This is a genomic window from Arthrobacter sp. JB02-1C (assembly GCF_057748045.1).
In genome coordinates, this window is the sequence record NZ_CM173235.1 from 1,552,581 (window position 1) to 1,576,692 (window position 24,112).

Here is a 24,112-nt window from a genome sequence, read left to right on the forward strand (position 1 = left end):
AATGGGACTGATGAAAACATACTTCTGCCCGGTTATCCGGTCCCGGACCGCATCCCGGGCCGCGTCTTGGACCGCGTCCCGGGCCGAACAGTGAGCGCCGCGGCAAGGATCCCGCGCGCCGGGCTCCTGATGCTCGCGATCGGGCTGATCGCGCTCAACATGCGGGGTCCGTTCGTCGCGGTGGCGCCGGTGGTGGGGGAGTTGCACCGGGACCTCGGTTTTTCGCCGGTGGAGATAGGCTACCTGACCGGCATCCCGGTGCTTTGTTTCGCCCTTGCCGCGCCGGTGGCCTCGCTGGCGGCCCGGAGACTGGGGCCGGAGTTCGCGATCACGCTGACCCTCCTGGGCGTGCTGCTCGGCGTGCTGGTCCGCTCGTCCGGCGGCGGAGCGCTGGTGATGCTTGGCACCGTGATCCTGGGCGTGGCCATCACCCTCGGCAACATTGTCGTCCCGCTGATTATCCGCCGTGATTTCAGCCCGGCCCGGCAGGGCGCAGCCATGGGCACCTACACAGCCACCCTCAACGTCGGGTCCTTCGTCACGTCGATGATCACGGCTCCGCTGGCGGAGTGGCTGGGCTGGCGGCCGGCCATCGCGGCGTGTGCCGTTTTTGCCGTAGCGGCGGCAGCCATCTGGATTCCCGCCGTCGGCCGGAAGTCGGTCCGGCCCGAGGCAATCCCGGGCGCCGACCCCAGCCGGGTGGCGGCCGCCCCGGCATCCCGCTGGATTACCGTGGCGCTGACCGTCGGTTTCGCCGGCCAGTCGTTCGCCTACTACGGCGTCACGGCGTGGCTGCCGAGCATCCTCGCCGATGAACTGGGCCTGGCACCCGCGGCCGCCGGCGCCGGGTCATCCCTGTTCCAGATCATGGCGATCGCTGGCAGCCTGGGCGTCCCGCTCGCCGCACGTTTCGCCAGCACGACGACGGTTGCCCTCGTCCTCGGCGCGCTGTGGCTGGCGGTGCCGCTGGGTCTCCTGCTGGCGCCGCAGCTCTGGTGGCTGTGGTCCTCCATCGGCGGGGCGGCCCAGGGCGGCGGTATCACCCTGATCTTCCTCGCCATCATCAGGCTGGCCCGCGATCAGGCCTCCGCAGGGAAAATGTCCGCCGTCGTCCAGGGGGCCGGCTATTGCTTCGGCGCGGCCGCACCGACGCTGCTGGGCTACGTGCACAGTACGTCGGACTCCTGGACCGGGCCGCTGCTGATGACTCTGGGGGCCGCAGTCATGTTCATCGTGGGTTGTGCACTGTCGATGCGGCACGTTCCGAAGCCGCACTAGCAAGGGTTTCCGTCGCCGGGCCGCCGCCCCGGATTTCGGGGGGCCTGTTGCGAAGGGCGTGGCGGCCCGGCAAACGGAATTCTGGAAGTCCCGGGTCCGGCCGCCGGGAGCGGCGACCGGACCCGGGAAGGCCTGCTGGGCCCCGGGCAGCTAGACGGCGAGCAGGCCGGCGTCGTCGCAGATCGCCGTATCGGCGCCGCCGCGGGCTTCGTGCAGGAAGCGGTCGTACGCCGGCAGCGTCAGGAAGGCGGGGAACTCGTTGCCGAGCGTGACCTCCTCGAAGATGTCCCGGGCATCGGCGAACCGGTCGCCCTCGAAGCGCTCCAGCCGGGCGAATTCCTCGTCCAGCAGCTCGTCCACCCATTCGCGCGTGATGACTTCGCCGGTGTCCGTGATGGCGCGGGAGAAGATCCACTGCCATAGCTGCGAGCGGGAGATCTCCGCGGTGGCGGCGTCCTCCATCAGGTTGTGGATGGCCACCGCGCCGTTGCCGCGCAGCCAGGACTCGATGTACCGGATCCCGACCTCGATGTTGTTCCGCACACCCTGCTCGGTGATGGTGCCCGTGGTGGAGGACAGGTCGATCAGCGCGCGGTCATCCGGGGTGACGTCCTCCCGGAGCCGGTCCAGCTGGTTCGGGCGGTCGCCGAGGACGCCGTCGAACACCTCGCGGCACACCGGCACCAGGTCCGGGTGCGCCACCCAGGAGCCATCGAAGCCGTCGCCGGCCTCGCGGGTCTTGTCGGCACGGACCTTCTCAAAGGCCGCGGAGTTCGCCGCCTCGTCCTTCCGGTTGGGCACCGCCGCGGCCATCCCTCCGATCGCCATGGCGCCGCGCTTGTGGCAGGCCCGCACCAGCTGTTCGGTGTAGGCGCGCATGAACGGCTGGGTCATGGTGACCTGGCCGCGGTCCGGCAGGACGAACCGCGGGCCGCGGGTGCGGAAGTTCTTGATCAGCGAGAAGATGTAATCCCAGCGGCCGGCGTTCAGGCCGGCGGCGTGGTCCTTGAGTTCGTAGAGGATCTCCTCCATTTCGAACGCGGCGGTGATGGTTTCGATCAGCACGGTGGCGCGGATGGTGCCCTGCGGGATGCCCAGCAGGTCCTGGGCCTGGACGAAGATGTCGTTCCACAGCCGGGCCTCGAGGTGGCTCTCAATCTTGGGCAGGTAGAAGTACGGACCCTTGCCCTGGGCGATCAGGCGGCGCGCGTTGCGGAAGAAATACAGCCCGAAGTCCACGATGCCGCCGGCCACCGGGGTGCCGTCAATGAGCATGTGCTTCTCCGGGAGGTGCCAGCCGCGGGGCCGGACCACGATGGTGGGCAGCTCCTCGGCGGCGCGCAGCTTGTACTCCTTGCCTTCCGGGGTGCTGAAGTCGATCCGCCGTTCCAACGCGTCGGTCAGGTTCAGCTGGCCCTGGATAACGTTGCGCCACGACGGGGTGGAGGCGTCCTCCATATCAGCGAGCCAGACCTTCGCGCCGGAGTTCAGCGCATTGATGGTCATCTTCTTATCCACGGGTCCGGTGATCTCGACGCGGCGGTCTTCCAGACCCGGCGCCGGGGGAGCGACGCGCCACTCCGGGTCGTTGCGGATCGACTCGGTCTCGGCCAGGAACCGCGGATCCTGGCCCTTGCTGATCTGCTGCCGACGCTCCTGCCGCGCCCGCAACAGCTCCTGCCGGCGCTCCGCCGTCGCACGGTGCAGTGCGGCGACGAACTCCAGGGCGTCCGGAGTAAGTACCTCGCCCTGCCGGCAAATCGGCTGGGCAGTCAACGTAACCCCGTTGATAGTGAAGTTGTCAGTGAAGCTGTTCATGGGACTTTGCTCCTTGAATGTCCGCCATTGCCCTATCACTTTTGGTCTCCAAGTGAGGCCGATGGGGACCAAAAGTGATAGAGCAACGGGCGGGAAAGACGGGGGGTTTAGTGGAACTGGCCTTCTTCGGTGGATCCCACCAGGGCCAAAGTGGACGCGTTCGGGTTGAGCGCGGTGGCGATGTCGTCGAAGTAGCCGGTGCCGACTTCGCGTTGGTGCTTGGTGGCGGTGTAGCCGCGGGCTTCGGAGGCGAACTCTTTTTCCTGAAGCTCAACGTACGCGCTCATGCCTTCCCGGGCATAACCGTGGGCGAGATCGAACATCGAGTAGTTCAGGGCGTGGAAGCCGGCCAGGGTGATGAACTGGAAGGTGAAGCCCATGGCGCCGAGTTCGCGCTGGAACTTCGCGATCGTGCCGTCATCGAGGTGCTTGCGCCAGTTGAACGACGGCGAGCAGTTGTAGGAGAGCATCTGGTCCGGGAACTCGGCCTTGACCGATTCGGCGAACTTCCGGGCCAGTTCCAGGTCCGGGGTGCCGGTCTCCATCCAGATCAGGTCGGAGTACGGGGCGTAGGCCTTGGCCCGGGCGATGCAGGGTTCGATGCCGTTGCGGACCTTGTAGAAGCCCTCCGGCGTGCGGACCGGCTGGCCGCCTTCGCGGAGGATGAATTCCTGGTCCCGGGGGTCGACGTCGGAGGTGATCAGGGTGGCTGCCTCGGCGTCGGTGCGGGCGATGATGACCGACGGCGTGCCGGCGACGTCGGCGGCCAGGCGGGCCGCGTTCAGCGTGCGGACGTGCTGCTGGGTGGGGATCAGGACTTTGCCGCCGAGGTGGCCGCACTTCTTTTCCGAGGCGAGCTGGTCCTCCCAGTGCACACCCGCGGCGCCGGCCTGGATCATGGACTTCATCAGTTCGTAGGCGTTCAGGGGGCCGCCGAAACCGGCCTCTGCGTCGGCCACGATTGGGACCATCCAGTCCTCGACCGTCTGGATGCCTTCGGCGAACTCGATCTGGTCCGCCCGGAGCAGGGCATTGTTGATCCGGCGGACTACCGTAGGGACGGAGTTGGCCGGGTACAGCGACTGGTCCGGGTAGGTGTGGCCGGAGTTGTTGGCGTCGGCGGCGACCTGCCAGCCGGAGAGGTAGATGGCGCGCAGCCCGGCCTTGACCTGCTGCACGGCCTGGTTGCCGGTCAGGGCGCCGAGGGCGTGAGTGTACTGGCCTTCCTTGTGCTCCTCGGTGAGCTGCTTCCAGAGCTTCTCGGAACCGCGGCGGGCCAGCGTGTGTTCCTCGGAGACCCGGCCGCGGAGGCGGACGACGTCGGACGCCGAGTAATCCCGGGTGACGCCTTCCCAGCGCGGGTCGGCAGCCCACTCGAGCTCCAGGGCTGCGGCCTGGGCAGTTGCCGTGTCCGGCGTGGCCGGCTGCTGGTTGGGCTCAGATGCTGCGGTCATTGCTGATCTCCTCTGACGGCCGGCCGGGGGACCGCCTCTTCGCGGGGTCCCGCCGGTGTGATCCGGGGCGGTGAATCTTTCTGTGAGATCTACTTTTCTGCAGATCTGAAGGGCTTTCTAGACCAAAACTCTGGAAAGAAACGCACTTCTTCCCGTATTCTCAAGAAATGCATCCAAGCAGCTGGAATCGCCAGTCCGTAGCCGCCGCGGTCCCCGCCGAGCCCGAGGTGGACGTCATCAGTTTGGGACGGCGGGTCCGGCATCTGCGCAAGGCGGCGGGCCTGACGCTCGATGACCTGAGTGCCGCCGTCGGGACCGCTCCCAGCCAGCTGAGCCTGATCGAAAACGGCAAACGCGAACCCAAACTCGGCCTGCTCCAGCAGCTCGCTACGGCTCTTGGGGTCAGCATCGATGAGCTGCTCGGAGCGGAGCCGCCGAACCGCCGTGCGGCCCTGGAAATCGAGCTGGAACGGTACCAGCGCAGCCCCCTCTACGAATCGCTGCAGCTGCCCAAAATCCGCATCAGCTCGCGGCTGCCGATGGATGTGCTGGAGTCCATGGTGGGGCTGCAGCACGAGCTGGAGCGCCGGCTCAACGAACAGGTCGCGACCCCGGAGGAAGCCCGGCGCGCCAACGGTGAACTGCGTGCCATGATGCGGGAGCGCAACAACTACTTTCCGGAGTACGAGGTGGAGGCGCAGAAGGTGCTGGCCTCGGTGGGCCACACCTCCGGCCCGCTGTCCCACCATGTCATCGCGGACATCGCCGGGCACCTGGGGTTCAGCCTGCACCACGTCAGCGATCTGCCGCATTCCACCCGTTCGGTGACGGACCTGAAGAACCGCCGAATTTATCTGACCCAGAACGCCCGGAGCGACCATGACCCGCGTTCGGTGCTGCTGCAGGCCCTGGGCCACTACGTCCTGGGCCACCAGACGCCCACCAACTACGGGGACTTCCTGATGCAGCGGGTGGCCACGAATTACTTCGCCGCCGCACTGCTGCTGCCGGAGCAGGCCACCGTGGAGTTCCTGCAGCGGGCCAAGCAGGCCAAGGAAATTGCGGTGGAGGATATCCGGGATGCGTTCGCGGTGTCCTACGAGACCGCGGCGCACCGCTTCACCAACCTCGCCACGGAGCATCTGGACCTGCGCACGCACTTCCAGAAGACGCACAAGAGCGGCATCATTTACAAGGCCTACGAGAACGACGGCGTGACGTTCCCGCAGGACCACACGGGCGCCATTGAGGGCCAGTTCTCCTGCCGGAACTGGACCTCCCGGGTCGTGTTCGACGTGCCGGACAAGTTCAGCGCCTACAACCAGTACACCGACACGCCGGCCGGGACCTACTGGTGCACGGCGCGGACCGAGCGTTCCGCGAACGGGGAGTTCTCCCTCTCGGTGGGGGTGCCCTACGCCCAGGTGAAGTGGTTCCGCGGCCGCGACACCACCGAGCGGTCCAAGTCCACCTGCCCGGACGAGAGTTGCTGCAAGCGCCCGCCCGCCGCCCTGGCCTCGGAGTGGGCCGGCAACGCCTGGCCCTCGGCCCGCGCCCACTCACACCTGCTCGCGGCGATGCCCCCGGGCGCCTTCCCCGGCGTGGACGAGACCGAGGTCTATTCCTTCCTGCAGGCGCACTCCGGGAGCTGACCCGCCCTCAGGTTCTGCGGCTTGGCGCACGACGCCCCCGCAGTTTTCGTCGGGTGTTGCGTGACGCTCACGCACTGTTGCGGGGGACCTGATGACCGTTGTCGGCTCGATTGTGGGGCCGCCCTGCGGCGAAAAATTTCTCATTGAGTACTCCGTGGTAGAGGACGTCATGCAAAATCTGGTGGCTTTCGTCGGTGCCGGTCCAGCGGCCGGTGTCCTTCAGGAAGTGCATGTATGCAAAAAGAGAGGCACAGAAAATGGATGCAATTTCGGCATCGTGCTCATTGAGCGCGTCCACGAATTCAGCGATCAGACCGGAGTCCAATGCGGTCACTGCGGCGCCGCCAGAGATTTCGGCGTAGATCGGGAAGAACCTGGTCAGTTGCTCCAGAACGGGAACAACGTCTGGCAAGATCCCGTACTCCCGGTGCCAATGCACAAATGCGATCAGGGGATCCTGTTCCTGGTCGCCTTGGTGCGACGCAGCGGGAGCTGGTCCGGGGGCGCGTTTCCCGGTCCCGCGCCTGCTGGGGCTTCGATCTGTCGGCTGACGACGTGGTTTTTCGGCCAAAATCAATCCTCACTCTGGGTTGTGGCAAGACTCGGACCATCTACCAAAACGCTATGAGGTGGGAACGCGGGGCCTCAAGTACAGGCAGCGGTATGTGGAAAAACCGGGCCGCACAGGGCCGCCTCCCGTACGCCGACACCCGGAAGTCTGGGCCCCCGCCACGCCCGGAAGACTATATTGGCCAGTGTCAGCTCATCGATCCATCTCGCGGGAGCGTGCACTCATGGCCAAGGAACTTGCCACCCAGCTCGTCGAACAACTCCAGGCTGCCGGCGTGCAGCGGATCTACGGGATTGTCGGCGACAGCCTGAACCCGATCGTTGACGCCGTCCGTAAAACCGGCGGCGCCGCGAAAGGCGGGATCGACTGGATCCACGTCCGGCACGAGGAAGCTGCCGCCTTCGCTGCCTCGGCCGAGGCCCAGCTCACCGGCCGGCTCGCGGTCTGTGCCGGATCCTGCGGCCCGGGCAACCTGCACCTGATCAACGGGCTCTACGACGCCAACCGCTCCGGCGCCCCCGTGCTGGCCATCGCCTCGCATATTCCGAGCAAGCAGATCGGCAGCAGCTTCTTCCAGGAGACGCATCCGGACCGGCTGTTCAACGAGTGCTCGGTCTACTCCGAGCTGATCAGCACGGCGGAACAGGCACCGCGGGTGATGCACAGCGCCATCCAGCACGCCGTGGCACTGCGCGGGGTCGCCGTCGTCACCCTGCCCGGCGATATCGCCGGGGTCGAGGCGACCGCCGCCACGCCCGCGCCGGCCGCCTTCCGCCCCGCGGTGCTGGTGCCGGACCCGGCCAGTGTGCGGGAGTTGGCCGACGCCATCAACGCCGCCGGGAAGGTGGCCATCTTCGCCGGGGCCGGCGTCGAAGGCGCACACGACGAGGTGATTGCGCTGGCAGAGCTGGTTTCCGCGCCGATCGGGCACTCGCTGCGTGGCAAGGACTTCATGCAGTACGACAATCCCTACGACATCGGCATGACCGGGCTGCTGGGGTACGGGGCGGCGGCGGAGGGAATCGAGGACGCGGACCTGCTGATCCTGCTGGGCACCGATTTTCCCTACGACCAGTTCCTCCCCGGGACCCGGACCGCGCAGGTGGACCGCGCCGCCGAAAACCTGGGCCGGCGGACCGACGTCGACGTCGCGGTGCACGGCGACGTGCTTCCCACGCTCGCGGCGCTGATGCCGATGCTGAAGCCGAAGAAGAGCCGCCGCTTCCTCGACGCGATGCTGAAAAAGCACGACCGCCTGATGAACAAGGCCGTCGGCGCGTACACCCGGCGGGTGGAGAAAACCGAGCCGATCCACCCCGAATACGCGGCCTCGCTGCTGGACCAGATCGCCGCGGAGGACGCAATCTTCACCGCGGACACCGGCATGTGCAACGTCTGGACGGCCCGGTATATCAACCCGCTGGGCACCCGGCGGCTGATCGGGTCGTACCTCCACGGCTCCATGGCCAACGCGTTGCCCCAGGCAATCGGCGCCCAGCTGGCCTACCCGGGGCGGCAGGTGATTTCGGTGTCCGGCGACGGCGGCCTGTCCATGCTGCTGGGCGAGCTGATCACCGTCGCGGCGCACCGGCTGCCGGTGAAGGTGGTGGTCTTCAACAACTCGACCCTGGGCATGGTGAAGCTCGAGATGCTGGTCGACGGCCTGCCGGACTTCGGCGTGGACGTGCCTGACGCGAACTACGCCGAGGTGGCCAGGGCGCTGGGGTTCCACGCCGTCCGGGTCACCGACCCGGCCCGCATCGGGGCCGCCTACCGCGAGGCTTTTGAGTATCCCGGACCGGCCCTGGTGGAGCTCATTACCGATCCGCAGGCCCTGTCCCTACCGCCGAAGATCAAGGGCGCGCAGGTCCTGGGCTTCGCTACCGCCATGTCCAAGGTGGTGCTGAACCGGGGCGCCGGCGAGGCCGTCAGCATGGCCCGCAGCAACCTGCGCAACATCCCCCGGCGCTGACGGGCCCTCGCGGGGGCCCTCGCGGGGGCCCGCCGCCAAGGACCCGTGGCCCGCCGTTTCGACGGTTCCGTGCGGGTTCGACGTCGGGAAGCATCGAGTGGGCGGGGAACCGTCGAACTGGCCACGGGTCAGCACGGGTCAGCACGGCCCGCCGGCTTACGGCGTCCGGCCCCGCCGTTCTGCGGCCAGGGTCGCGGCCACTTTCCCGATGAGCTCGTAAGGGGCGGGCTTGCCCAGCGGAAACCTCAGCGTGCTTTTCGCGGCGCGGTACGGGGCGAGGTCCGCGCTCAGGGACTCGTCGCCGTCGGGTACCGGATAGACGGAGATGTGATGCGCCCAGCCCGCGAAATACACCACGTATTTGCCGTCGATCGTGATTGTGGGGATGCCGTAACTCATCGTCTCGCCTGATCCGGGCACCGCGGCGTGACAGCGCCGCCGAATCTCCTGCAGCATCTCCCGAACGTCGACAGGAAATGAGGCGATATAGTCCTCGACAGACTCAAAGTGCTGTGCCATTGCCGTCGCTTCCGACGATGCTCCCTGTTGATCGCTTGCCTGGGCTAGCGGGGTCCGCCCTGCCAGAGGGCGTCGAACGGTGCGCCCGAGGCTACCCGGTTCCGGATCCCCGCGGTGACGAACTCCTTGGCCGTCCGCGCGGCGTCCAGCGGCGTCGCGCCCTTGGCCAGCTCGGCGGTCACCGCGGCGGCCAGCGAGCAGCCGGCGCCGGAGACCGCCACCTCGCCCACCTTGGGGGCGGAGAGGACCTCCAGCGTGTCGCCGTCGTAGAAGACGTCGACGGCGTCGGGCCCGGACAGGCGCACGCCGCCCTTCGCCAACACCGCAGCGCCGCTAAGTTCGTGGATGCGGACCGCCGCGGCCTTGAGGGAGTCGACGTCGGTAATGGCAAGTCCGGAGAGCGATTCGGCCTCGAAATGGTTCGGCGTGACGAAGGTGGCCAGCGGCAGGATCTGGGTTTTGAGCGCCTGGTCGGTGTCCAGGGCGTGGCCCGGCTCCTGGCCTTTGCAGATCAGCACCGGATCCAGCACCACATGGCGGAAGCCGGCCTCGGCCAGCGCCGACGCCACCGTGGAGATCGTTGCCGGGCTGCCGAGCATGCCGATCTTGACCGTGTCCAGCACCGACGGTGCGCCGGACGCGGCGCCGTACGCCGCCGTCGTCGCCTCCAGCTGGTCGGCGATGACCTGCTGGTCCACCGGCACGAAGCGGTGGTTCCAGTTGTCCTTCGGATCGAAGGAGACAATGCAGGTCAGGTTGGCGATGCCGAAAACACCCAGTTCCTGGAAGGTCTTCAGGTCCGCCTGCGCGCCGGCGCCGCCGGTGGCCTCAGACCCGGCGATGGTCAGGGCGACGGCGGGATAGGCGCTCGCGTCGGAGGTGATGTTGTCCACGGCGTAAGAAGTCATGGTCCCATCCTGCCATCCGGAGAAAATCCTCCGCATCGTGCTGATGAGCAAGATGACCACAACCCGAGTGTTCGTGGGCTCGGCGCTAACAGTTCGTGGGCCCGGCTCGGGCCCGGGCCCGGCGCTAACGGTGTTACGCGGCGAGCCCGAGCTCGGCGGTGATCTCTGCGACGCGGGCCCGCTGTGGTGCCGTCAGTCCCTGGAGGGGAAGCGGCAGGCAGGACTCCGAAGCCAGCCCGAACTGTTCGGCGATGGCGGCGACCACGCGGATGCTCCCGAACTCGGCAAACACCTGCCACAGCGGCGTCAGCCGTTCGGACTCGGCGGACGCGTCCGCGGTCCGGCCCGCCAGCGCGGCCCTGGTGATCCGCTGCGCCGGGGCGGGCAGTGTGCCGGCGACGACCGAGTACCAGGCGTCACAGCCTGCGGCCAGTCCGCCGGCGGCCTTGGCATCGCCGGAAACACCGATGGTTACGTGCCCGGGGACGGCCGCCCGGATTTCCCTGACCCGTCGCGCTGCCTGCTCCGGTTCGTCCGGCACCCCGGGGATCTTGATGGAGGCGATGCCGGGCAGTTCGGCGATGCGTCCGTAGAGTTCCGTGCTGAAGCTGAAACGGGTGGTTCCGGGGTTGTCGTAGACGATCACCGGCAGTGGCGAGTTCCCGGTGACGGTTCGGAAAAGCTCGTACACGTCGTCGGCGGTGAGGGGCTGGTAGGTCATCGGGGCCAGCAGGAGACCGGAGGCGCCCGCCTGTTCGGCCGCGTCGGCGTTCGCAAGGACCTCGGAGGTCCGCAGCGCCCCCACGCCGACGAACACCGGGACCGTGCCGGCATGTTCGACGGCGAGCCGGGCGACGCGGGCTCGTTCGGCGCCGCTCAGATACGCGTAGGAGCCGGTTGACCCCAGCGCAGTGATGGAGTCGACCTGCGCGGCGGCCAGCCGCTCGACCAGGCGCCCGAAGGCGCGCTCGTCGACGGCGTCGTGGTGCAGGGGCGTCAGGGGAAAGGCACTCAGGCCGGTGAACACGGTGCGGCCTCCTTGCTCCGTTGGTCCGCGGCTGTGCCGCCTGCGGCGCGTTGACTGCCCGACGGCGGACGCCGACTCCCGCCGCGTTGGGCGGCGGCGCCGGCGAGGACCACCAGCGTGATCCCGGCGAACTGCGCGGGGGAGGGTCGCTGGTGCAGTACGAGCAGCCCGAGCAATACGCCGATGGCGGGCTCAAGGGCCATCAGGGTGCCGAACGCCGTCGGTGCCATCCGGCGCAGGGCGAGCATTTCCAGTGCGAAGGGCAGCACGGGCAGCAGCAGCGCCAGCCCCGCCGCGGCGCCCACGACGCCGGGCGTAAGATGGCCGGCGGCCTGCGGGATGCCCACGACGGCGGCCGTGACCGCGGCGACCGGTACCGTCAGCGAAAGCGTTCCGATGCCCGTGAAGCGGCCACCGATGCGCTGAGTGAGCACGATGTACGCGGCCCAGGCCAGTGCCGCGAGGGCCGCGAAGCCCACCCCGGCGGGGTTGAACCCGCTGAGCCAGGGCTCGGTGAGCAGGACGACGCCGAGCAGGGCCAGTGCCGGCCAGATAAGTGCGCGCTTGTTGTGGCTGCGGACCGCGGCGACGCTCAGCGGTCCCAGGAACTCGATGGCCACCGCGGTTCCGAGCGGGATGTGCTCGATAGCGGCGAGGAACGTGATCGACATCAGGCCGGTCGCGACGCCCAGGGCCAGCAGCGTCGGCACGTCCCGGCGTCGAATGCTGCGCAGCGGCGGCCGGACAAAGGCCAGCAGGATCAGGGCCCCCAGGCTGAGGCGGAGCCAGGCGGTACCGGCCGCGCCAACTGCCGGAATCAGTTCCAGGGACAGGGCGGACCCCAGCTGGACCGACAGCATGGCCGCGACGGCCAGCCCCCAGGGCGGCACTGGGCCGGGGGAGGGAAAGGCCTTCATCATGCCTGGCAAAGTCTGTCCAGCTTAGACATTGGATACCTCCGCATGGTGCCCGGTCCCCACGCCCGGCTCAAAAACAGCAAGGGTGAACTTCGCCGGGGCCGTACCCGGGTTGGCATAGGAGTGCGGCACGTCGCCCGGGAACGTCAGGGCATCGCCGGCGGCCAGGACGACGGACTGCCCCTCGACCTGGACTTCGACAGTCCCCTGCCGGACCTGCAACAGCTCCTTGGTGCCCGCCGTGTGGGCCTCGCTTGCATGCCGTTCGCCCGAAACCATGGTCCAGTCCCACAGCTCGACCACGTCCGGAGGCCGGGTTCCGGCCACCAGCACTCCACGGCCGCCCGCCGCACCGCTCCACAGGGCGGCGCCCTCGCCGCTGCGCGTGACCTTCACCGGCTTGGCCTGGGGCGGCTCCACCAGCGCCGGGAGCCCCACCCCCAGGGCGTCGCTGATCCGCAGCAGCGTTCCCACACTGGGATTCGCGGCACCCTGTTCCACGTTGACGACCATCCGGCGGCTTACCCCCGCAGACTCCGCCAGCTGGTCGAGCGTCCAGCCGCGCGACTGCCGCTCCTGCCTGACGCGGGCCCCGATCGCCAGCGCCAACGTTGTAGTCCCCTCATCCATCATGTTCCGCCTCATCCATAAGTGCATCATACTGCACTTCAAGTGCACTGCTTTGGGCCCACGGCGGAGTGGCCCGGCACGGGTGCGAGAATGGAACGGTCCCCGGCGCGCGCCGCCGGGGTCCCAGTGCTAATACAGCCGGCCGCCCGGGCCTTCGACAAATTCTCCGGGCCGTCGAGCGAACCACTACGAACGGAACACCCTTGACTTCTACCAAGACCCTGCCGGCTTCAGCTCCGCCGAAGTTCGCCTCGATCGGATCGCCCTACTTCGGCATCATGATGGCCGTGATGGCCGTGGTGCTGATCCTGTCCAATATCGGCGCATCCAAGGGGGTCGAGATCGGGCCGGTCGTCACCGACGGCGGCTTCTTCCTCTTCCCGCTGGCTTACATCCTGGGTGACGTCATCAGTGAGGTGTACGGCTTCAGGGTGGCGCGCCGGGCCATCCTGACGTCCTTCGCGCTGTCCGTGTTCGCGTCCCTTTGCTACTGGGTCATCATCGCGTTGCCGGGCTTCACCGACGACTACGGCGTGGCCAAGCAGTCCGCCCTGGAAACGGCCCTCGGCCCGGTGCCGCAGATCGTGCTGGCCTCGCTGCTGGCTTTCCTCGCCGGCCAGACGATCAATTCCTGGATCCTGGTGAAGATGAAGGCCCGCTCCGGGGAGAAATCCCTGTGGGCGCGGTTGATGGGGTCCTCCGGCGTCGGCGAGTTCGTTGACACCCTGATCTTCTGCAGCATCGCGGCCACGGTCATCGGCATCACTGACTTCGCCATGTTCGTGAACTACGTGGTGGTGGGCTTCGTCTACAAGACCCTCGTGGAGTACCTGTTCGTCCCGCTGACGTCCCTCGTCATCCGCTGGATCAAGAAGCGCGAACCCAGCTACGGACTGTAGGCCGGGCCCGCACCCTCAGGACCGCCCGCACCCGCCGCACCCTCAGGACCGCCATTTCGACGGTTCCCCGCCTGTTCGACGTTGGGCACCGTCTAGCCAGCAGGGAACCGTCGAAACGGGGAGGCACCGGCCGCCGTTCCTTGGTTCAAGGCCCGCAAGACCCGGTACTTGAACTCGACCTCGTTTAACAGGTCTTTCCATTCGACCCGGAGGACGGTCCAGCCCTGTTCCATGAGCGCCCTCTCGCGCTGCCGCTCGGCGAACAGGACCTCGGCAGTGGGCCGGTACTCGAAGTACTTGGTCCGCCCGTCGAATTCGAGGGCGACCCGGCGCTCTGGCCAGGCAAAGTCCAGCCGGTGTTCCCCCAGCGGACTGCGGACAACGTACTGCGGCTCCGGCGGAGTGATCCCGAGCCGGTGCAGCAGTTCCCTCGTGAGGCTCTCCCCGGCCGACTCCGAGCGCGGATCGGCAAGTTCGAGGGCCCTGCGCAGCGCGACCACGCCGTTGCGGCCGGCGAGGTCGGAACACCGGGCGCGGAGCAGGCGAAGGTCTGCCCCCATACGAACGGCGTGATCGACCAGGATCACGGCTTGTTGCACGGTGAACATCAGGCAGCAGTCAACTATCGTGCGTTCCAGCGACGTGCAGGGGAGTCCGTCCACGAAGCAGATCTCGCTGCTGCCCAGGCGGCGGGTGTGGGCCACGACATCCCGTCCGTGCGAGATCCCGGACGGGCAGCCTTCCTGGGTAAGGTGCACGCGGTCATCCACCTTCCACAGCTGCAGGCAATGGAGGCTGGCACCCGAGACGTGGCTGTAGACGAACCCTCCTGCCGACGTCGTAAGCGTCCCGAGTGAATGTGCGGAAATCAGCTGCCGACGCCGGGCGGCGGCTCAGGCCGCGCCACCACTCCCCGCGGGCGTAGCAGCCACGGCGCAGCCGGACGAGGGTTGTGCCGTGGACCAGCCGAGCGATCGCGCGGTCATTGAGTCCGGAAGCCAGGAGCTGGTCGGTGCGCCAGAGATTCGAGCCGGCCGGCAGTTTGGAGGACATGGAACCAGCCTCACCCGCATACGCCGCGCCGCCGAGACGTCCGTGCGGGTATGTGGACACCGCCCCGCATCGACGGTTCCCCGCGGTATCGACGGTTCCCGCCGTCTACCCCGCAGGGAACCGTCGAAACGGCGCGAGCGAGCCCCGGTCAGGCCTTGAGCGTGCCGTCGAGCAGTTCGCGCAGTTCGCGGAAGTGGCGCTCGGTGGCTTCAGGATGGAATGCGGAGGTGTCCGCCATCGAATAGCCATGCGAAGCGCCCGGGTAGATCTCGTTGGTGGCCTCGAGGCCGGCGGCGGCCAGCGCCTCGCCCAGGCGTTCGACGGCGGCGGGGTCCATGCTGCGGTCGTGGTCGGCGTGGCCGAACACGAACCGGGCACGGGCCTTGCCCAGTCCCAGGTGGGGGCTGTCGGCGTCGCCGGTGGCGAGTCCGCCGCCGTGGAAGCCGCCGCAGGCGGCAACGGCGTCCGGCCGCGCGGTCGCCGTGCGCAGGGCCAGCCGGGCGCCCATGCAGTAGCCGAACACGCCGACCGGGCCGGGGGCCACGCCGTCGAGCCTCCGGAGGGCGTCCAGCCAGGCGTCGATGTCCGGCAGGACCTTGTCAGTGGTGAGGCGTCCGACCCGCGGGAACGCGGCCCTGCCTGCGGCCTCGCGCCCTTCCGGGCTGGTCATGTCCGTTGCGGGCGCCAGTGCGGCTGCCGTTCCCTCCCGGTAGAACACGTTGGGGGCCAGCACGACGTAGCCCCAGTCGGCGACGCGCTGCGCCATGTCCTGGATGCGGGGGCGAAGGCCGAAGGCATCCATGTAGAGGATGACGCCGGGAAAAGGTCCCGTGCCGGCGGAGGGGCGGGCCACCAGGGCCTCGGCGGTGCCGGCCGCGGCGGGGATTTCGATCAGCATCCGGCCAGACTACAGGAGCGGGATGGGAGGCTGTCCGTCACAGTTTCGCACTGGCCGGGGCCCTGTTCGACGGCGGTGCCTGCCCGGGGCGCTGCCCGTTGCGCCGCGGCGCCGCGGCGTGCCAATTTCTTGGCGATCGTGACCCGTTGGCAGGAGGTGAGACCCATGAATGCAGGAACCACTCTGGGCGCTCCCCGCCACCCACGATCGCGGTTGAACTAGCCGCCACCGGGAGCGCCGCCCACCACATGTGTGAAAGGCGACTCCAATGAACACAACGCATCCTTCAACTGATCCCACCTCAACCAACCCCACGACGGCGCCCAGTGACGTCCCGCCGGCCGGGCAGCAGCGGCCGCAGGGCCACGCCGCCGTGCCGACACCGGTGGCGGGCGGCCGGGCGCTGGTCCTCGGCGGTGGCGGATCGACGGGCAACGCCTGGCTGATCGGCGTCGTCGCGGGCCTGTCAGACGCCGGGCTGGACGTCACCGCAGCCGATTTGACCATTGGGACGTCGGCCGGTGCAACCGCCGCTGCGCAGTTCGCCGGCGCGCGCCCGGCCGTGCTGCTGGCCGAGATCCCGGGCGCTGCCGCGCCGGACCGGACCGTTCCGGCGGGAGCCCGCCGCGGAGGTGCCCGGAACAGGCCGGTCACCGACCACCTTGACCGGATCCGCGCCATCATCGCTTCCGCCCGGGACGCCGCCGACATGCGCCGCAGGATGGGCGCCGCGGCGCTCGCGCTGGACTCCGCATCGGACGGTTCCTGGCCGGAACAGTGGCGCGCCACGGTGGCCGCGCGGCTGCCCAGCCAGCAATGGCCGCAACGACCGCTGCTGATCACCGCGGTCGATGCCCGCAGCGGTGACCCGGTGGTGTTCGACGCCGACAGCGGGGTCGACCTGGCGGACGCCGTCGCCGCCAGTTGTTCCAGCGGCCGCCCGTACCCGATCGGCGGCAAGCAGTACATCGACGGCGGCTACCGGCGCAACGAAAACGCCGACCTGGCCGCCGGCTCCGGGCGCGTTCTGGTGCTGTCACCCTTCGGCGGCCGGACACTGCATCCGCTGGGCTGGGGCATGCACCTTGCGGCGCAGGTGGACGAACTACGGTCCGGCGGCAGCAGGGTCGAGACAATCGTCCCGGACAGCAGTGCCGAGCACTTGTTTGGCCAGTGCGATGAATCCGTCGCTGCGCCCGGCAGCTGCCGAGGCCGGACAGGACCAGGGCCGTGCGCTCGCGGCCCGGCTCGCCGACTTCTGGCGCTGAAACCCAGGGCGCTGATCCCCGGGGCGCTGAAACCGGTGCCGGGGCTACGTGTAGTAGCGGCCCAGCGTCTCGGCCTTGAAGTCGAAGAAGGTGCCCGCCTCGATCGCGAGGCGGGCGTCGTCGACCATCTTCACCACGAAGCGCTCGTTGTGGATCGAGATCAGCGTGGCGGAGAGCATTTCCTTGGCCTTGAAGAGGTGGTGGATGTAGGCGCGCGAGTAGTTCCGGCAGGCATAGCAGTCGCAGCCCTCCTGCAGGGGACCGAAATCGCGCTTGTACTTGGCGCCCGACAGGTTGTACCTGCCGGTGGGGTGGTAAAAGGCAGAGTTGCGGGCCACGCGGGTCGGCGAGACGCAGTCGAAGGTATCGGCGCCGTTCTCGATCGCGGTGAAGATGTCGTCCGGTTCGGAGATGCCGAGCAGGTGCCGCGGCTTGTTCTCCGGCAACTCTTCGTTGCACCAGCGCACGATGGTGCCGAGGTTCTCCTTCTCCAACGCCCCGCCGATGCCGAAGCCGTCGAAGTTCATGGCTCCAAGATCACGGCAGGCCTTGCGCCGCAGATCCTCGTACTGGGCGCCCTGGATGACACCGAAAAGCGCCTGGTAGGGCTTCCCGGCGCGCTCGGCGGTGAGCCGGAAATGCTCCGTGAGGCAGCGTTCCGCCCAGCGCCGGGTGCGCTCGAGGGACTCCTCCTGGTAGCCGCGGGAGTTCTGCAGCGTGGTCAGCTCGTCGAAGGCAAACATGATGTCGGCGCCGATCTGGTGCTGGACGTTCATCGAGATTTCGGGGCTGAAGCGGTGCCGGTCCCCGTTGAGGTGGCTCTTGAACCACACGCCGTCCTCGTCCACATGGGCCAGGCGTTCCTTGCCGGGGGCGACGGCGTCGTCCGGGACGGCGGTGTCCGCAACCGGCGCAGTTTTCATGTCAATGACCTTCTTGAACCCGGAGCCCAGGCTCATCACCTGGAAACCACCGGAATCCGTGAACGTGGGACCGGCCCAGTTCATGAAGGCGCCCAGTCCGCCGGCCTCGTCCAGGATGTCCGCCCCGGGCTGCAGGTACAGGTGGTACGCGTTCGCCAGCACGGCCTGCGCACCAAAGTCGGCGACGGCTTCAGGCAGCACGGCTTTCACGGTGGCTTTGGTCCCGACGGCGATGAACGCAGGGGTTTGGATGTCACCATGCGGCGTGGAAATGGTGCCGGTGCGGCCCAGGAACTCGCCGCCGTTTTCCGCTACCTGCCGGTCCGACGGCGCGCAGGTTTCGCTCAGGCGTTTGCCCAGGTGGAAGGAAAAGTCGGACTGACGGGCAGGATGGGGCTCCGACGGGGCGGGACGCGGTTCTGCTGCTGCTTCGGGATTCGCTGGCACCGTTCAAGTCTGCCAGCTAACCCGCGGGAAGCCTCAGTGCAGTGGCTCCGATGTGGGGTAGTTCTCAGCGCGCCAGCGGTCCCAGTAGCCCCGGATGGTCTCCAGCTGGTGCGCCCCGAGGTCATAGGTGGAGATGATCGCCAGCGAACCGCCGTCGGGCCGGAGATCCGGAACGGCCGGCTGATCGGCCACGATCACCAGCCCGTCACCGTGCTCCGCGTAGCTGCGCACGGTGAGTCCGACCTGGTGGTTGCTCCGGAACCAGACCCTGCCGGCGATCTCCTCGCCGGTGGCGAGGGTGAGGGCATAGTCGTCGCCGGGGCCGGGACGTCGGCGACACCCAGCTTCTCGATCGCCGAGCCCTGGCTGCCCGGTACGGACAGGAAAATGGTCCGGCGTTGGCTGTTCGGGTGCCGTTCGAGGGCGAAGCGGAGCTGATGCAGGAACGTCAACCAGCCCTGGGTGACGTCCTCGTCCCACGCCGCCCACTCCGAGTTGTGGTCGACGGCGGCGCGGGTGACGCTGACCTCCGTGCCGCCCGGGACCGGCCTGAGGGTAAAAATGTCGCCGTCGTTGACCACCAGTGAGGTGTGGTCCGCGCCTTCAATGACGTCGGGGCTGAAATAGATCGCGTCGATCTCGGCGGCCAGGTCGTCCGCCTCCCAGCCGTGCCACTGGGCCACCTTCGCGGGTTCACGCAGCATCGTCCAGACCTGCTGCGCGTCGGAGTTGATCACCACGCTCAGATTGTTCGTCATGGGGGTGAATCTACAACGCCACGCCGTGCCCGGGTAGGGCCTGGCCTGCGCGGACGGGGAGCCGGTCGGTCGGCCGGCGGGTCAGCCGGCGGCGCACCCCCGGCGGTTCAGGCGCGGACAGAGTCGAGTTCGTTGCCGATCCGGCGCTCCAGTTCGGGCACGCCCAGGGTCTGCGATCCACCGTGGGCGCGCAGGAAGAGCAAGGCTTCGAGCCGCAGCAGGCGCCATTCCCGTTCCGCATCCGGATTGGAGTTGTCGATGGCGCGGAAGATTTCCTTGTCGTACAGGTTGGGCTCGTTAAGTGAGCGCTGCCGAACTTTGGCGTTGATCCGCGCCTTGAACGGGTCCGTCTCCATCGCATCGGGTGCCCGCAGGAACTTTTCGTACACCGCGGCGCGCGCGGTTTCGCCCCGCTGCCGGCAGATGTAGCTGGCCAGCGCCAGGGCGGCCTCCACGGAGGACCACCGGCCCGGGTTCCCGTCGAAGGGCAGTACGGTGAGCAGGTCCGCCACCGCGAGGGCGTTGTCCGCGTCCTTGAGCACGACAAAAAGCTCGTGGGCCAGGTCGCTGAGGTCCTTCAGGCAGCTGCCTGATTTGGTGTTGATGCCTTTGGTGAGCCGGTCACTGAGCAACAGCACACCGAGCGCGTCCGGGTGAGCCTCGGCCGCGGCCTCCACGACCGACTCCGGGGTCAGCTCGGACACGGGAATCAACGCGAGCTCCGCCTCGGTCGGGCCGCTCGCGAGCGGCGGGGCCACCGGCTGCGGAGGGACAACGACGGCGGCCGCTGCGCCGGGTTCGCCGCCGGCCTGGCCGCCCGCCGGAACGCCGGCCTGGCCGCCGGAGGCGGGTTGGACCAGTTGCAGGGCAGGTCCGCCGTCGTCCCCCTCGGCACCGCTGATGCGGGCGCCGTCGTCCGCACCGTTGAGGCGGCCGCCGTCGCGGTTCTCGTCGCTGTCCGCGGTCGGGGAGCCGGCGACGGTATCCGCAGCCGTGTCCTGGACCTGGACCACCGATCCGGCGGCGATCCGCAAGACGCCGCCGCCGGTCAGGGTGGCGCGGACGATCGCGGGGGAGCCGAAATCGTCGTTGTCGACGTCCACGTGTTGGATCTCCGCCGCGCGGGTGGCGTCGGGCAGGAGCAGCAGATCCCCGGTCTGCAGAGATCCCGCCGGCCGTTCGCTGTACGTCAGTGAGGCTGTGGGGTGGGTCATCTGGAGTCCTTAAATTCTTCTTTGGTCCGCTCAACAGTCTACAAAGAGGCCGAGCCGGGTCGGGGAGGCGGGCGCGGCCGGCCTGCCCCCGCGGTCCCGGCCGAAGGAACCGCCGCGGTCCCGGCCGGGGGAAGCCGCCTAGTTGCCCGCCTAGTTGCCTACGCCGGCAAACGCCAGGGCCTGCCGGATCAAAGCCCCGCGGCCGCCGCTGAACTCCAGCTGCACGTCCGAACCCATCACCTCGGCCGGCGTCATCCAGGTCAGTTCCAACGCGTCCTGCCGGGGCGTGCATTCGCCCGTGACCGGGATGATGTAGGCCAGTGCGACGGCGTGCTGCCGGTCGTCGGTGAATCCCGTGTGCGACGGCGAGGGGAAGTATTCGGCCACCGTGAACGGGACCGGGCTGATCGGCAGCTGGGGGAACGCCATCGGACCCAGGTCCTTTTCCATGTGGCGCAGCAAGGCGGCGCGGATCGTCTCGCGGTAGAGCACCCGGCCGGAGACCAGGGAGCGGATCATGGTGCCGTCCTCGTCGGCCTGCAGCAGCGTACCGACTTCGTTCACAAACCCGAGCGGGTCCAGCCGGACCGGCACCGCTTCGACATAGACCATGGGAAGCCGGCCGCGGGCCTCAAACAAGTCGTCGTCAGAAAGCCAGCCGGGATTAGGGTCGGGAGTGCGAACAGTCATGGTTAAGTTCTACCCCATCCGAGTTCCGCCGGTCCTGCCGGTCCCCGCGACCCGACTCAACGTGCGGCCGGGGCGGCCGAGATCCAGAGGGTACGGGGACAGTCCGCCCGAAGGCCGGCATCCGGGGAGCCGACGCGCAGCAGCGGGACAGGTCCCGCGCCAACCGGCTCGGTGCTGTGACCGGCCGCGGCGAGCCGCTGTCGCAGCGCCTCGAGATCGCCGTCGTACTCGAAGCCGAGCCCCGCATCTGCGGTTCCGGTCCGGGCGCCGACCATCAGGACGCCGCCGTTCTTCGCCGTGAACGACTCCGTCGGGTCCGACGCCGTTTCGCCCTCCGGCTCCGCTTCGCCGGCTGCTCCGGCTGCGCCGGGCATGGCGGCGGCCCCGGGCGCGGGGCGCGGGCGCGCGCCGACATCGCGGAGCGTCCTGGCGGCGGCCGCCGGATCCTCGGCGAACCACACGGCAACCACCGCCAGGCCCGGCTGTTGGGCCCCGGCTGCCGCGGCATTGCCGGTTGCGGGACCGGCCTCCGCGGGGGCAGCGGCGAGGTCGGCGAGGAATGTGAAGCCGCCAGGGGCGGTGACCCGGCAGGACGTCCCGTGGGCCACCTCGACAACTTCGGCGATCGTTCCGCCGGCCGGCCCGCTTCCCGCCGTTCCGGCCTCGTTGGTGCGGCGGGCAAATTCCGCCAGATCACCGACCTCGACGCCGAGGACTGTGGTGCCGTCCGCGGCCGATCCTGCCTCGGCCGCGTGCAGCGCCAGGCGGCCCGCGCCGGCGTCGAACTCCCGCCAGGTGGCGTCGTCGACAGTTTTGACCAGGCCCAGGTCGGTCAGCAGACGGTCCCACTGGTCCAGGCGCGAGGTGAAATGAACGGGGCGGACACGCAGCATGGCTAACTCCCTGGCGGTTCGGGGCTGGGAGCACAATGGTGCCATGGCTGCTGAGCTAATGGAACTGCTGGTGAAGGATGCTGCGCAATGGCGGGCGTGGCTCGAGGCGCATCACGCCGAAAGCCCCGGTGTGTGGCTGGTGCTGCACAAGAAGGGCGGCGCCGTCACTGAGCTGGACTATGAGGCCGCCCTGGAGGAAGCACTGTGCTTTGGCTGGATAGATGGGCAGGGCAGGCGCCGTGATGCGGAAAGCTCCTTCCAGCGGATGACCCGGCGGGGCGCCAAGAGCGTCTGGTCGGCGCGGAATGTGGACCGCATTGCGAAACTGGAGGCGGCGGGCCGAATGACCCCGGCCGGGCGTGCCGCCGTCGAAAGCGCCAAGGCGGACGGCCGCTGGGAGGCTGCCTACGCCGGGCAGGCCGCGGCCGAGGTTCCGGCCGACCTGGCCGCGGCCATCGCCGCCGAACCGCGGGCGCAGGCCATGTTTGAGGTCCTGAGCGCGGTGAACCGGTATGCCCTGATCTACCGGACCAACTCGGTCAAACAAGCCTCCACCCGGCAGCGCAAGATTGCCGGTTTTGTGGACATGCTGGCCCGGCACGAGACGCCCTACCCGCAGGCCCGGCGGCCCGGTCCGGCGGCCACCCCGCCCGCGGATCCGCCAGCCGACTCCCAGTAACCGTCCCGGAAGCAGACAGCCGGGTCTGGCATTATTGCCCAATGCAGATCCTCGTCCCCCGACCCTCCGGCGACGCCCTGCCCGGCCCCGGGTCCCAACGCAGACTGTTCTTTGCTGCGGCGGGGCTGTTGGTGGCTGGCGAAGCGGTGTTCTGGTTGATGCTGGCAGCGGTCCAGACGAACTCCGGACCCGCACTGCTTGACGGGGGCGTGCACGCGGCGCTGGTGGATGGCCGCACGGCCCCTGCGACGGCGATTCTGGCGGCGGTCAGCGCGGTCACCACACCGACGGTACTGACGCTGATTGCCGCGCTGGTCGCGCTTGGCTGGGCGGTGCGTAAACGGGAAATCTGGCGCCCGGCGCTGCTGCTGGGGGCCGTGCTCACCACGTTCGCGCTGTCCACATTCATCAACCACCAGGTATCACGCGGCCGGCCATCCGCAGCCGACATCCTGGGCGGCCAGGAGGATGCCCTGTCCTTCCCGTCGGGCCACACGTTCGGGGCCGGGGTCTTCCTGCTGGTGCTGGTGTACCTGCTGCTGGGCCGCGACGGCGCCCGCACGGCCAGGCGTTCCACCGCCGTGCTCTCGTTTGCCGCTGCCGCAGCAGGGACAGTGCTGGTGGGGTTCAGCCGGCTCTATCTGGGCTACCACTGGCTGACCGACGTCATCGCCTCGCTTGGCCTGGCTGTCGCTGTCACCGGCGCCGCGGTGCTGGCGGACGGACTGCGGTCCGCGCGCGGTGCGGCCGCGGCAGAGGACGGTGCGACGCCGGCGCCCTCGGCGGTGGCGGCGCCGGCGGGAACGGGCCCCACGGCACCTCCGGCCTGACGGGTCCCGGCCCTCAATTGCTTGCCCGCGACCGGCCGGCTGCGCTACCGTGCGGACGGGGCGGCAACTGCGGGCAGTTGAGGTTGTCCGTTTTGCGGATCGCCGCGCCAACCTGACCGCCAGCTAAGGAGCCCGATGTCACTCGTCCGCGTACATAACTTTTCTGTCTCCCTCGACGGCTTCGGTACGGGCGAGGGGCAGCGGCTCGAGGCGCCGTTCGGACACGCCGGGACGCGCCTGATGGAGTGGGCGTTCCCCACGCGTACCTTCCAGCAGATGGGATTCCGGGGCGAGGATGAGGGATCCCGCGGAATCGACGAAACTTTCGCCAGCGGCTGGGCCGCCGGCATCGGCGTCGAGATCATGGGCCGCAACAAGTTCGGACCTCAGCGGGGCCCGTGGGCCGATGAGGAGTGGCAGGGCTGGTGGGGCGACAACCCGCCCTTCCACACCCCGGTGATCGTCCTCACCCACCACCCGCGTCCGACCCTGACCATGGACGGCGGCACCACCTTCCACTTCATGGACGCCGAACCGGGCGATGCCCTCGAACAGGCGCGCGCCCTTGCGGGCGGCCTCGACGTGCGGATCGGCGGCGGTGTCAGCACCGTCCGCCAGTTTCTCGAGGCCGACCTGATCGACCAAATGCACATTGCCCTGGTCCCGATCGTTCTGGGCCGCGGTGAACGGCTGTGGGACAGCCTCGAAGGACTCGAGGAGCGCTTCCGCATCGAGGCAGCGCCCTCACCCAGCGGGATCACCCACTTGACCTTCTCGCGGCACACCCGGTCCGCCTAGCGCCGGGCCGCCTAAC

Annotated in this window: 21 protein-coding genes and 2 pseudogenes; 8 read left to right on the forward strand and 15 right to left on the reverse strand. The window is 68.8% G+C overall.

From position 1 onward, the window contains the following. Positions 1-129: 129 nt before the first annotated feature. A complete protein-coding gene (locus AC3ANP_RS07330) occupies positions 130-1,278 on the forward strand; it encodes an MFS transporter (RefSeq protein WP_488332995.1) in 1,149 nt (382 codons plus the stop codon). Positions 1,279-1,428: 150 nt separating this feature from the next. Here AC3ANP_RS07330 and aceB read toward each other — a convergent pair whose 3' ends face one another. Both aceB and aceA read right to left on the reverse strand, forming a co-directional pair. Next, positions 1,429-3,096: a malate synthase A gene (gene aceB, locus AC3ANP_RS07335; protein ID WP_488332662.1), complete on the reverse strand. Its 1,668-nt coding sequence runs from the start codon at positions 3,094-3,096 to the stop codon at positions 1,429-1,431. A gap of 107 nt (positions 3,097-3,203) precedes the next feature. Continuing rightward, positions 3,204-4,550 (reverse strand): isocitrate lyase, encoded by a 1,347-nt coding sequence (gene aceA, locus AC3ANP_RS07340; RefSeq protein WP_488332663.1) that lies wholly within the window; start codon positions 4,548-4,550, stop codon positions 3,204-3,206. Positions 4,551-4,717: 167 nt separating this feature from the next. Between aceA and AC3ANP_RS07345 the strand changes: the two genes are divergently transcribed. After that, on the forward strand, positions 4,718-6,202 hold the full coding sequence (locus tag AC3ANP_RS07345; protein WP_488332664.1) for a helix-turn-helix domain-containing protein: 1,485 nt from the start codon (positions 4,718-4,720) through the stop codon (positions 6,200-6,202). Between the two features lie 67 nt (positions 6,203-6,269). On the opposite strand, the gene AC3ANP_RS07350 is transcribed toward AC3ANP_RS07345, so the two are convergent. Further along, on the reverse strand, positions 6,270-6,614 hold the full coding sequence (locus AC3ANP_RS07350; protein WP_488332665.1) for a hypothetical protein: 345 nt from the start codon (positions 6,612-6,614) through the stop codon (positions 6,270-6,272). Between the two features lie 382 nt (positions 6,615-6,996). Between AC3ANP_RS07350 and AC3ANP_RS07355 the strand changes: the two genes are divergently transcribed. Further along, positions 6,997-8,745, forward strand: a complete 1,749-nt coding sequence (locus AC3ANP_RS07355) for a pyruvate dehydrogenase (RefSeq protein WP_488332666.1) — start codon at positions 6,997-6,999, stop codon at positions 8,743-8,745. A 156-nt stretch (positions 8,746-8,901) separates the two neighbouring features. Here the strand turns inward: AC3ANP_RS07355 and AC3ANP_RS07360 are convergent, their stop codons facing one another. From AC3ANP_RS07360 to AC3ANP_RS07380, 5 genes are all read right to left on the reverse strand, one after another. Beyond that, entirely contained in the window at positions 8,902-9,264 is a 363-nt protein-coding gene (locus AC3ANP_RS07360; RefSeq protein WP_488332667.1) for an iron chaperone, read from the reverse strand. Positions 9,265-9,308: 44 nt separating this feature from the next. Further along, positions 9,309-10,172 (reverse strand): hydroxymethylpyrimidine/phosphomethylpyrimidine kinase, encoded by an 864-nt coding sequence (locus AC3ANP_RS07365; protein ID WP_488332668.1) that lies wholly within the window; start codon positions 10,170-10,172, stop codon positions 9,309-9,311. A 133-nt stretch (positions 10,173-10,305) separates the two neighbouring features. Continuing rightward, a complete protein-coding gene (locus tag AC3ANP_RS07370) occupies positions 10,306-11,199 on the reverse strand; it encodes a dihydrodipicolinate synthase family protein (protein WP_488332669.1) in 894 nt (297 codons plus the stop codon). Next, positions 11,184-12,119, reverse strand: coding sequence for an EamA family transporter (locus AC3ANP_RS07375; RefSeq protein WP_488332670.1), 936 nt, complete (start codon positions 12,117-12,119; stop codon positions 11,184-11,186). The genes AC3ANP_RS07370 and AC3ANP_RS07375 overlap by 16 nt, the downstream gene beginning before the upstream one ends. Positions 12,120-12,140: 21 nt before the next feature. Next, positions 12,141-12,746, reverse strand: a complete 606-nt coding sequence (locus AC3ANP_RS07380) for a helix-turn-helix domain-containing protein (protein WP_488332996.1) — start codon at positions 12,744-12,746, stop codon at positions 12,141-12,143. A gap of 203 nt (positions 12,747-12,949) precedes the next feature. Between AC3ANP_RS07380 and AC3ANP_RS07385 the strand changes: the two genes are divergently transcribed. Further along, the gene (locus AC3ANP_RS07385; RefSeq protein WP_488332671.1) at positions 12,950-13,645 is read left to right on the forward strand and encodes a queuosine precursor transporter; all 696 of its coding nucleotides are present in this window, start codon (positions 12,950-12,952) and stop codon (positions 13,643-13,645) included. A 92-nt stretch (positions 13,646-13,737) separates the two neighbouring features. Here AC3ANP_RS07385 and AC3ANP_RS07390 read toward each other — a convergent pair whose 3' ends face one another. Beyond that, complete coding sequence (locus AC3ANP_RS07390; protein WP_488332672.1) at positions 13,738-14,403, reverse strand: endonuclease domain-containing protein; 666 nt, start codon at positions 14,401-14,403, stop codon at positions 13,738-13,740. A gap of 443 nt (positions 14,404-14,846) precedes the next feature. Then, positions 14,847-15,596 carry a dienelactone hydrolase family protein gene (locus AC3ANP_RS07395; RefSeq protein ID WP_488332673.1) on the reverse strand — a complete coding sequence of 250 codons (750 nt, stop codon included), beginning with the start codon at positions 15,594-15,596 and terminating at the stop codon, positions 14,847-14,849. 268 nt (positions 15,597-15,864) lie between these two features. Here AC3ANP_RS07395 and AC3ANP_RS07400 point away from each other — a divergent pair. Beyond that, a pseudogene (locus AC3ANP_RS07400) lies at positions 15,865-16,864 on the forward strand (patatin-like phospholipase family protein). A gap of 44 nt (positions 16,865-16,908) precedes the next feature. Here AC3ANP_RS07400 and tgt read toward each other — a convergent pair. From tgt to AC3ANP_RS07425, 5 genes and pseudogenes are all read right to left on the reverse strand, one after another. Next, positions 16,909-18,234, reverse strand: coding sequence for a tRNA guanosine(34) transglycosylase Tgt (tgt, locus tag AC3ANP_RS07405; protein ID WP_488332674.1), 1,326 nt, complete (start codon positions 18,232-18,234; stop codon positions 16,909-16,911). A 33-nt stretch (positions 18,235-18,267) separates the two neighbouring features. Further along, a pseudogene (locus tag AC3ANP_RS07410) lies at positions 18,268-18,992 on the reverse strand (SRPBCC family protein). Positions 18,993-19,099: 107 nt separating this feature from the next. Continuing rightward, on the reverse strand, positions 19,100-20,206 hold the full coding sequence (locus tag AC3ANP_RS07415; RefSeq protein ID WP_488332675.1) for a DUF6707 family protein: 1,107 nt from the start codon (positions 20,204-20,206) through the stop codon (positions 19,100-19,102). A gap of 150 nt (positions 20,207-20,356) precedes the next feature. Then, positions 20,357-20,896, reverse strand: a complete 540-nt coding sequence (locus tag AC3ANP_RS07420; protein WP_488332676.1) for an NUDIX hydrolase family protein — start codon at positions 20,894-20,896, stop codon at positions 20,357-20,359. 56 nt (positions 20,897-20,952) lie between these two features. Further along, positions 20,953-21,789, reverse strand: a complete 837-nt coding sequence (locus tag AC3ANP_RS07425) for a VOC family protein (protein WP_488332677.1) — start codon at positions 21,787-21,789, stop codon at positions 20,953-20,955. A 43-nt stretch (positions 21,790-21,832) separates the two neighbouring features. On the opposite strand from AC3ANP_RS07425, the gene AC3ANP_RS07430 reads away from it, so the two are divergent. The 3 genes from AC3ANP_RS07430 to AC3ANP_RS07440 all read left to right on the forward strand — a co-directional run bounded on the left by AC3ANP_RS07430 (position 21,833) and on the right by AC3ANP_RS07440 (position 24,096). Next, on the forward strand, positions 21,833-22,468 hold the full coding sequence (locus AC3ANP_RS07430; RefSeq protein ID WP_488332678.1) for a YdeI/OmpD-associated family protein: 636 nt from the start codon (positions 21,833-21,835) through the stop codon (positions 22,466-22,468). 41 nt (positions 22,469-22,509) lie between these two features. Beyond that, positions 22,510-23,298: a phosphatase PAP2 family protein gene (locus AC3ANP_RS07435; protein WP_488332679.1), complete on the forward strand. Its 789-nt coding sequence runs from the start codon at positions 22,510-22,512 to the stop codon at positions 23,296-23,298. 135 nt (positions 23,299-23,433) lie between these two features. Beyond that, complete coding sequence (locus AC3ANP_RS07440) at positions 23,434-24,096, forward strand: dihydrofolate reductase family protein (protein ID WP_488332680.1); 663 nt, start codon at positions 23,434-23,436, stop codon at positions 24,094-24,096. Positions 24,097-24,112: the final 16 nt, after the last annotated feature.

Bases quoted from the DNA above. Each gene is read 5' to 3' on its own strand.
- AC3ANP_RS07330 (WP_488332995.1), top strand. From the start codon at position 130: ATGCTCGCGATCGGGCTGATCGCGCTCAACATGCGGGGTCCGTTCGTC.
- aceB (WP_488332662.1), bottom strand. From the start codon at position 3,096: ATGAACAGCTTCACTGACAACTTCACTATCAACGGGGTTACGTTGACT.
- aceA (WP_488332663.1), bottom strand. From the start codon at position 4,550: ATGACCGCAGCATCTGAGCCCAACCAGCAGCCGGCCACGCCGGACACG.
- AC3ANP_RS07345 (WP_488332664.1), top strand. From the start codon at position 4,718: ATGCATCCAAGCAGCTGGAATCGCCAGTCCGTAGCCGCCGCGGTCCCC.
- AC3ANP_RS07355 (WP_488332666.1), top strand. From the start codon at position 6,997: ATGGCCAAGGAACTTGCCACCCAGCTCGTCGAACAACTCCAGGCTGCC.
- AC3ANP_RS07360 (WP_488332667.1), bottom strand. From the start codon at position 9,264: ATGGCACAGCACTTTGAGTCTGTCGAGGACTATATCGCCTCATTTCCT.
- AC3ANP_RS07365 (WP_488332668.1), bottom strand. From the start codon at position 10,172: ATGACTTCTTACGCCGTGGACAACATCACCTCCGACGCGAGCGCCTAT.
- AC3ANP_RS07375 (WP_488332670.1), bottom strand. From the start codon at position 12,119: ATGATGAAGGCCTTTCCCTCCCCCGGCCCAGTGCCGCCCTGGGGGCTG.
- AC3ANP_RS07380 (WP_488332996.1), bottom strand. From the start codon at position 12,746: ATGGATGAGGGGACTACAACGTTGGCGCTGGCGATCGGGGCCCGCGTC.
- AC3ANP_RS07395 (WP_488332673.1), bottom strand. From the start codon at position 15,596: ATGCTGATCGAAATCCCCGCCGCGGCCGGCACCGCCGAGGCCCTGGTG.
- AC3ANP_RS07415 (WP_488332675.1), bottom strand. From the start codon at position 20,206: ATGACCCACCCCACAGCCTCACTGACGTACAGCGAACGGCCGGCGGGA.
- AC3ANP_RS07420 (WP_488332676.1), bottom strand. From the start codon at position 20,896: ATGACTGTTCGCACTCCCGACCCTAATCCCGGCTGGCTTTCTGACGAC.
- AC3ANP_RS07425 (WP_488332677.1), bottom strand. From the start codon at position 21,789: ATGCTGCGTGTCCGCCCCGTTCATTTCACCTCGCGCCTGGACCAGTGG.
- AC3ANP_RS07430 (WP_488332678.1), top strand. From the start codon at position 21,833: ATGGCTGCTGAGCTAATGGAACTGCTGGTGAAGGATGCTGCGCAATGG.
- AC3ANP_RS07435 (WP_488332679.1), top strand. From the start codon at position 22,510: ATGCAGATCCTCGTCCCCCGACCCTCCGGCGACGCCCTGCCCGGCCCC.
- AC3ANP_RS07440 (WP_488332680.1), top strand. From the start codon at position 23,434: ATGTCACTCGTCCGCGTACATAACTTTTCTGTCTCCCTCGACGGCTTC.